The organism is Sphingomonas sp. (assembly GCF_031361285.1).
Lineage (GTDB): Bacteria > Pseudomonadota > Alphaproteobacteria > Sphingomonadales > Sphingomonadaceae > Sphingomicrobium.
The window spans coordinates 1-7,828 of the sequence record NZ_JANMCO010000056.1 but is presented as its reverse complement, the minus strand read 5'-3'; the positions used below and the strand labels follow the sequence as shown (position 1 = coordinate 7,828).

The window sequence follows — 7,828 nt, the reverse complement described above, 5'->3', positions numbered from 1 at the left end:
GCGTCGACCAGCTCGCCGTTGACCAGGATGCTCATCTTGACGAGGTCGCCGGGGCGGTGGCCGATCATGTGATAGTCGAAGCTGGCGTAGCCGCGGCTGATCGATTTCAGGCGGTCGTAGAAGTCGAACACGACTTCGTTGAGCGGCAGCTCGTAGGTTAGCAGTGCTCGCGTACTTTGGCCGTGGCCGACGTAGGTGAGGTTTTTCTGGACGCCGCGGCGGTCCTGGCAGAGCTTGAGGACCGAGCCGAGATAGTCGTCGGGGACATAGATGGTCGCCTCGATCCACGGCTCCTCGATACTCTCGATGCGGTTGGGGTCGGGCATGTCGGCCGGGTTGTGGAGGTCGATGATCTGATGACCGGTGGCCTCGTCAAAAACCGCTCGTCCTGAGCCTGTCGAAGGGCTGTCCTTACTTCGGCTCAAGTGAATTTTGTAAACGACGGATGGCGCGGTGGTGATGAGGTCGAGGTCATACTCTCTCGTCAGCCGCTCCTGGATGATCTCGAGGTGGAGGAGCCCAAGGAAGCCGCAGCGGAAGCCGAAGCCCAGCGCGGCGCTGGTCTCCATCTCGAAGCTGAACGAGGCGTCGTTGAGGCGGAGCTTGTATAAGGAGTCGCGCAGCTTCTCGAAATCGGCGGCGTCGGTGGGAAAGAGGCCGCAGAAGACCACCGGCTGGACCAGCTTGAAGCCGGGCAGGTCTTGCGCCGCGGGGCGCTTGGCATCGGTGATGGTGTCGCCGACGCGGGTCTCGGCGACTTCCTTGATCTGGGCGGTGATGAAGCCGATTTCGCCGGTGGTGAGCTCGGTCAATTGTTCGATCTTGGGGCGGAAGCAGCCGACCCGGTCGACCAGATGGGTGGTGCCGGCGGCCATGAACTTGACCTGCTGCCCTTTGGCGATGGCGCCGTCGATGACCCGGACGAGGATGACGACGCCGAGGTAGGGGTCGTACCAGCTATCGACCAGCATCGCTTTCAAGGGCGCGGCGGCGTCGCCCTTGGGCGGCGGGATGGTGTCGACGATCGCCTGCAGGACCTGGTCGATGCCGAGCCCGGTCTTGGCCGAAGCGAGCACGGCGTGGGAGGCGTCGAGGCCGATGATGTCCTCGATCTCCTGGCGGACGCGTTCGGGGTCGGCCGACGGCAGGTCGACCTTGTTGATGACCGGGACGATCTCGTGGTCGTGCTCGATTGACTGATAGACGTTGGCCAGGGTTTGCGCTTCGACGCCCTGGGCGGCGTCGACGACCAGCAGCGCGCCTTCGCAGGCGGCGAGGCTGCGGCTGACTTCATAGGCGAAATCGACGTGGCCGGGGGTGTCCATCAGGTTCAATTCGTAGGTCTCGCCGTCCGCCGCTTGCCATTCGAGACGCACCGTCTGCGCCTTGATGGTGATGCCGCGCTCGCGCTCTATGTCCATGTTATCAAGGACTTGCGCGTTGCCGGTCATTTCGCGCGAGGTCAGCCCGCCGGTCGCCTGGATCAGCCGGTCGGCGAGCGTCGACTTGCCGTGGTCGATGTGGGCGATGATCGAGAAATTGCGGATGCGGGCGAGCTTGGTCATTTGGCCGCGCGCTAGCAGAGGGTTGAAGCGAGCGCGAGCTTCGCGGATACTCGAAGCGCAAATGCAGTGGGGGCGATCATGAAACAGACGATTTTGCTGGTCGGCGGCGCGTCCGTCGCGGGGCTCGGCGCGGCGGCATTGGCAGCGGTCGCGCCAGCAACGAAAGCGCCGCCACCGCCGATCGCCACTTACTGGATGGACGCGGTGACGCAGAGCGGGATTGGCGCTGGCATCACGCCAGGCGCGCGGCCCAACATCGGCCAGATCATGGGCATGATGTCGGGCGGATCGTCGCTCTCACACACGCTCGAGCTGCGGTTGGCGTCGAAACAAAAAGCGGCGGCGCCGGCCGCCGAGCACCTGATCCCGCCCGGGCTGGCGATGGGGCCGAGCCTGCCGCTGGTGACGCCCAATGCGCCGCCGCCGGTCGCGCGGACGCCCGGCCTGCCGCAAGGCTATCAGCGGCCGCGGGGGCGGATGCTGATCTATTGGGGCTGCGGCGAGCATGTCGGGCCCGGCCAGCCGACGGTGATCGATTTCTCCAAGCTCGCGGCGGGCCAAATCCCGCCCGGGATGGCGGCGATGTCCAATTATGCGCACGCGGTCACGCGGCCCGGGCCGCGCAGCGCCGCCGGTTTTGGCGAATGGCCCAACCCGCAGGATTCGCGCGCGGTGCCGGCGGGCGGGTCGCTGGCCGGGGCGCACCGGGTCGAAGGCAATTATTCGCCGCCGATCGCTTTCTCGCTCGCCGCCAGCCAGGATTTCATGCCGGCGCTCGAGCTTGCCGAAGCCGGCGCGCTGCCGTCGGGCGCGAGCCGCCTGGTGTGGCGGCCGGCGCCGAGCGCAACCGGCTATGCGCTGGCAATGTTCGGTGCGTCGGGCAGTGGCGATGTGGTGATGTGGAGCTCGGGCCGGAACGCGGCGATGTTCGCCAACATGGACTATCTGGCGCCGGCCGAAGTGCGCCGCCTGGTTGGCCTCGGCGCGGTGCTGGCGCCGACCACCAGCGAATGCGTGCTGCCGGCCGAAGTCGCCGCGGCGTCGCCGGCGGGGATGCTGACGATGATCGGCTACGGACCCGAGCTGAATTTCGCGGAAAATCCCAAGGCGCCCAAATGGACCGCCAAGGTGCGCTTCAAAACCAGCGCCTCGCTGATCCGCGGCATGGGCGGCTATGGCAATGCGTCACGCCAGCAGGACCAAAGCGGCCAACCGGGGCAGCCGCCCAGGAAGCGCAAGAAATTTGGCCTCGGCGACCTCCTCAACGGGACCATCCCGGGTCACTGAGCGGCGGCGTTATCCAACGCGCTCTAGCGTCCGCTTTCGACCAAAAGCGGACATTAGGATCCTCGAATGGATGGGACTTTTCCCGCGCCGTTCGAGGACCCTCCTATCTTCGTGGTAGAGGAAGTGCGTGAGGTTGAACACTTGGCTTGCAACTGGCGTGCAGCACCGCTGAGTCCCATAACATGAACGTCAAGGTTGCTTGGTGCGACGAAGCATCGACGTTTGGTAGCCAAGGTCGCGCGCATGGCCGACCAGCTCCTGGACCTCTACTTCGGGTGGTGTGGCATCGCGGTGCAGGAGCCACAAATATCGCCCTGAGGGTTCCCCGACGATTGCCCAACGGTAGCTGTCGTCATGATCCAGGACCCAATAATCTCCATAGAATGGGCCAAAAAAGCTGACCTTCAACTTAGTGTTGGTTTGACGATCAACCAATTTTGCACGGCCCCGTGCCTCGCTGAGCTTATTATTGGGCTTGCGGCAGCGGTTGATGACGTCGATCGAACCATCTGCTCGGAGCGAATAATCAGCTGTGACCCCTTCGCAGTCCTTCTGGAAGCTCTGTTCGTAACGCGCGATCTCGAACCAGCGGCCAAGATAAAGCTGCAGATCCACGACCTTTTTAGGCTGCGGAACTGACGAATTACCAACCGGGTGACGAGACAGTGGAATCGAGCACGCTGCCAGGATGACAGCCGTCAAAACAAGACCGCCGAATACGGTTATTTGTAAGGTGCTTCTCACTGGCTATCGGGTGCTGCTCGCATAGAGCCGCCTCGCAAGAGCCCCACAATCAATCGCAGTCGCTGAGGCGAACCTAAAGATAACTGTGGCCCATGACCCGGTATCAAGGAGCCCTCACTGGTTTCGTCGTACGATCAGCTCGCGAAAACATTTGTGGCCGCGTTGCTGCCCCGGTGTAAGTCGCAACGGTAATTGCCAGTGCACCGATTAAGACCGCGTGCCCGAGCAAGCTAACAGCCAGGATTGTGTAACTCCCGATAGCAACAGCAAACGCTATTGCCCACATCCAGCCCAGCATCTGGAAAACCATGTGGCGGACGCTGAAACTCGGAATATGGCGAAGCGGACTGATCTCATGGTCGAAAACAAAGTTCCACAGGAAAACTATAAGACTTCGCATGGCAATCACCCTCGTCGCGCATTTCCCATGAAGCGGGATTCTTGTGGCCTAAGTGCGCCTTCTGGTGACCTTGATACATATGACCTTTGGGCGGGGTCGTAACTTGCTCAAAGCCAATGGACGGTGCGTTGATGTGGGCAGCGACCGTAGCTGACAGTTTGTCTTGGCTGGCCAGGATGGCGGTAAACTGAAACGCGCTTCACCCAAAGGCGTGCCGCTTCCCACAGAATCGCGGCTACAACCTTCAAAGTCATCAGCGGTTGAGTCAAGATAACCCGCGCAAGCATCGCGTTGCTCAACTCCCGGCGTTCGCCTGCATGAACAGCCGTCAAAACAAGACCTTGCGCGTCCAGGACATTGATGGCGACCAGCAGGTCGTCGGTCGGGGCCCTCACGCGAAAGGCGTAATGGAGATTCATCGGCAGGAAGGGCGAGACGTGGAAACGCTTCGCGCAATCCTGGCGCACGTCGGTCCCATCGTCCGCGACCGGCATGACGTATGTGTGGCGCCCGCCGAAGGTATTGCTGACTTCATACAGAACCGCGATCAGCGCCCCGTCGCGTCCGCGGCAGAAGTAAAGGCTGATCGGGTTGAACACGAAGCCAAACACGCGCGGCATCGCCAGCAGCTCGATCGCGCCAACCGCGTCCGTCAATCCGGCGGCCAAGACATGGCGCTCGACCTGGGCACGCAGGGGCTCGTGCGACCCATCGCCATGATCGCCGTCGTAGAACGCAATGAGATTGAACCGGTTGCGGGAAAACAGGCGCAGGCTGCGATCGAGTCCATCGAGTTCGTCGAGATCGAGCAGAAGCGAAAAAATGCGGTAGCGCAGCTGGTGCAGGCGCGGTCGCACACGCCGGTGCATAACGCGGCCTGTGTATAGCGCCGAACGGGTCACGCTGCCCGCCGCAATACCGGCGGACTGAACATATGGATGCGCGCGGATTCGCCGGGCACGTCCCAAGGGCGCCGCACGCCGCCAAGCTGCTCGGCCACAGCCAGGCCGGACTGTAGCCCGTCCTCGTGGAATCCGGCGCCGAAATAGGCACCGCAGAACCAGGTTTGGCGAACGCCCTGAAGCGACCAGAGATGATACTGGGCGGCGCTTGCCCCGGCATCGAACATCGGATGGTCGTAGATGTGGCGACTATGAACGAGTTCCTGATCGGGCGCCCGGACAGGGTTGAGCGTCAGGAACATCGGACGATTTTCGGCAATGCCCTGCAGCCGGTTCATCCAGTAGGTAACCGACAGCAAAGTGGAATGTTCACCTGGCTCCGACGCGTAATTCCAGCTTGACCAGACTTGCCGGCGGCGCGGCATCAGGGTCGCGTCCGAATGAAGGACCGCTTCGTTGCGCCGATAATGAAATGCGCCGAGCAGCCGACGCTCCTCGCCATCCGGATCTGTGAGCATGCGCAACGCTTGGTCGGCGTGGGCCGAGATGACGACATGATCAAACCGTTCGATGCCTTTCGCGCTGGTCAGTTCGACGCCGCCGTTGCGCCGTCGGATCGCATGAACCGGGCACCCGGTCCGGATTCGGTCCGCGAAGGGGCGCGACAGCTTTTCCACATATTCGCGACTGCCGCCGTCAACCGTGCGCCACAGCGGCCTGCGAACGAATTTCAGCAAGCCATGGTTCTCGCAGAACCGGATGAACGCCGCGGCAGGATATTCAGGAATCTTGTGGACAGGGGTCGACCAGATTGCGGCGGCCATGGGATAAAGATGATCATCCCGGAATGCGCGCCCGCAACCGATCCCGTCGAGGTAGTCGCCAAGGCTGGTCGAACCGATGGCCGCGAGATCGCGCGGCGCGCGGTGATAGAAACGGGCGAGGTCGCGGAGCATCAACCAGAAACGCGGCGACGCGATGTTGCGACCCTGGGCAAACAGCCCGGCAAGATTGCCGGAATATTCAAGCCGCCCCCGGTCGAGCGAAACCGAGAAGCTCATCGTCGACGGCTTGGTCGCGACTCCGAGATAGTCGAACAGCGCCGTCAAATTGGGATAGGTGCGCTCATTGTAGACGATGAAGCCGGTGTCCACCGCAACGCCGCCCGCTTGAACGGTATGACTATGCCCGCCGATCCGCCGGTCGCTTTCGAACAGCGTCACGCGATGGCGCTGGGACAGTAGCCACGCGGCTGAAAGACCCGAAATCCCGGTGCCAACGATAGCAATGTTAAGTGGCTGCTGGGCGCGCAAACCCTGTCTCCCCTCGGGCTAGCGCCCGGCGTTGTTAGATCGTGCAGGATTAGATACGGTTCGATTGACTCATTGGATGAGACCGTGGGCTTATAACCCCAAAGTGAAGGTCAAACGTATACCGGCAATGGGCCTAGTCAGTCTCCTCGCGGCCTTGGCAATGGCGCTCGCCACAGCGATGGCCGTGGCCTGGGTGATCGCGCGTCAGCCGGGGCGATCGGGCTGGACCGATGTCAGCTGGTCCTATGCAGTTGGGCTTGCCGGGGTGGCGGCCGCGCTCGTTTCCGTCGGCGGCGGGGTCGGCGGTCGCCGCTTGCTCGTCGCCTTGCTGATCGGGGCTTGGTCACTGCGCCTTGGCACGCATATCCTGCGCCGGACGCTCAAGGGCGGTGACGACGCGCGCTACGTAAACCTGAGGCTTGAGTGGGGCGAAGACTTCTCCCGGCGTCTGCTGTGGTTCCTGCAGATTCAGGCGGCGGCCGGGTTTGTGCTGATGTTCTCGATCGTCGTCGCGGCGCGCAATCCGGCGCCATTCCCCGCGTGGTCCGATTGGGCCGGAGCGGTCATCCTGCTGGCCTCGACCCTCGGCGAGACGATTGCCGATCGTCAATTGCGCGCTTTCGCTGCCCGCGCAAAGGATCGACAGGCAGTTGCAGATTGCGGTCTATGGGGCTGGTCGAGGCACCCCAATTATTTCTTCGAATGGCTCGGCTGGTTCGCCTACGCGGTCATCGCCATCGGTCCGGACGGACGTTTTGCCTGGGGCTGGCTCGCGCTCAGTGGTCCGGCGTTCATTTACTGGCTCCTCGTGCATGTATCGGGGATACCGCCGACCGAGGAGCATATGCTGCGATCGCGCGGCGCAAAATTCCGAAGCTACCAGCGCCGAGTCAACGCCTTTTTCCCGTGGCCCGGGCGCCGCTGATTCGCTTGCGGGCGATGAAAATCACTCTGCCGCCCACCGTGCCGCGTAATAGCCGGCGGTCGTCGCGGCGCCAGTGAGGATTGTTCCCCAGCACATGTCCGCCAATGTCACGACCCCCGACCACTGTCGCAGCGTTGCCTGGTTGGTGAGGTCATACGTCCCATAAGCGATCAAACCCAAGACGAGCCCGCGGGTGAGCGCGACCGTCCACTTTCCGGCAGCGAGACCCGGCGCTACGGCGAGTACGACAATTCCCGCGACGTAAAGGAAATAAAACAGCGCTGCCGGGGCAAGGCGAAAGCCGTCGGCGAGCATGTCGCCAAGCAACGGCCTGTAGAGCCGCTTCGCCGCGAACGACAGCCAGGCGCCGTCGAGCACGAGCATGGCGGCCGCGGCACCTACATAAGCGAAAATCCAGCTGCGCATTTGTGTCGCCCCGGCCTGTTGCTTAAAACGAGTGCGACCCTTCCTATAGCCAAACGCAGATCCCGGCCAATAGTCGATGCCTGCATCGTTGGGTCGTTCCAAATCCTGCACGGCCCCGGCGAGAACGAAAGCCGGTTCACTCTGCCAGTGTCCGCTTTCCACCCATTGCGGACATTAGACAGGAGGGGAGGCGGCCCGGCCTGGCTCGCCGAAACACCCGGACAAAGTCGGCTTCGCGCCGCTTGAGAAATTCCGCCGAGCCGATC

Annotated in this window: 7 protein-coding genes; 2 read left to right on the top strand and 5 right to left on the bottom strand. The window is 62.8% G+C overall.

The window, feature by feature from the left end; all coding sequences use genetic code 11:
* The coding region (lepA, locus tag RMO25_RS05940) for a translation elongation factor 4 (RefSeq protein ID WP_309661685.1) at positions 1 to 1,565 on the bottom strand (1,565 nt) is incomplete at its 3' end.
* 78 nt (positions 1,566 to 1,643) lie between these two features.
* On the opposite strand from lepA, the gene RMO25_RS05935 reads away from it, so the two are divergent.
* Positions 1,644 to 2,852: a hypothetical protein gene (locus tag RMO25_RS05935; protein WP_309661684.1), complete on the top strand. Its 1,209-nt coding sequence runs from the start codon at positions 1,644 to 1,646 to the stop codon at positions 2,850 to 2,852.
* A 189-nt stretch (positions 2,853 to 3,041) separates the two neighbouring features.
* On the opposite strand, the gene RMO25_RS05930 is transcribed toward RMO25_RS05935, so the two are convergent.
* The 3 genes from RMO25_RS05930 to RMO25_RS05920 form a co-directional block, all read right to left on the bottom strand.
* Positions 3,042 to 3,596: a lipocalin family protein gene (locus tag RMO25_RS05930; protein ID WP_309661683.1), complete on the bottom strand. Its 555-nt coding sequence runs from the start codon at positions 3,594 to 3,596 to the stop codon at positions 3,042 to 3,044.
* A 507-nt stretch (positions 3,597 to 4,103) separates the two neighbouring features.
* Complete coding sequence (locus tag RMO25_RS05925; protein WP_309661682.1) at positions 4,104 to 4,898, bottom strand: DUF1365 family protein; 795 nt, start codon at positions 4,896 to 4,898, stop codon at positions 4,104 to 4,106.
* Positions 4,895 to 6,211 carry an NAD(P)/FAD-dependent oxidoreductase gene (locus RMO25_RS05920; RefSeq protein WP_309661681.1) on the bottom strand — a complete coding sequence of 439 codons (1,317 nt, stop codon included), beginning with the start codon at positions 6,209 to 6,211 and terminating at the stop codon, positions 4,895 to 4,897. The genes RMO25_RS05925 and RMO25_RS05920 overlap by 4 nt, the downstream gene beginning before the upstream one ends.
* Before the next feature lie 103 nt (positions 6,212 to 6,314).
* Between RMO25_RS05920 and RMO25_RS05915 the strand changes: the two genes are divergently transcribed.
* Positions 6,315 to 7,136, top strand: a complete 822-nt coding sequence (locus tag RMO25_RS05915; protein WP_309661680.1) for a DUF1295 domain-containing protein — start codon at positions 6,315 to 6,317, stop codon at positions 7,134 to 7,136.
* Positions 7,137 to 7,157: 21 nt separating this feature from the next.
* On the opposite strand, the gene RMO25_RS05910 is transcribed toward RMO25_RS05915, so the two are convergent.
* A complete protein-coding gene (locus RMO25_RS05910) occupies positions 7,158 to 7,562 on the bottom strand; it encodes a DUF2177 family protein (protein ID WP_309661679.1) in 405 nt (134 codons plus the stop codon).
* Positions 7,563 to 7,828: the final 266 nt, after the last annotated feature.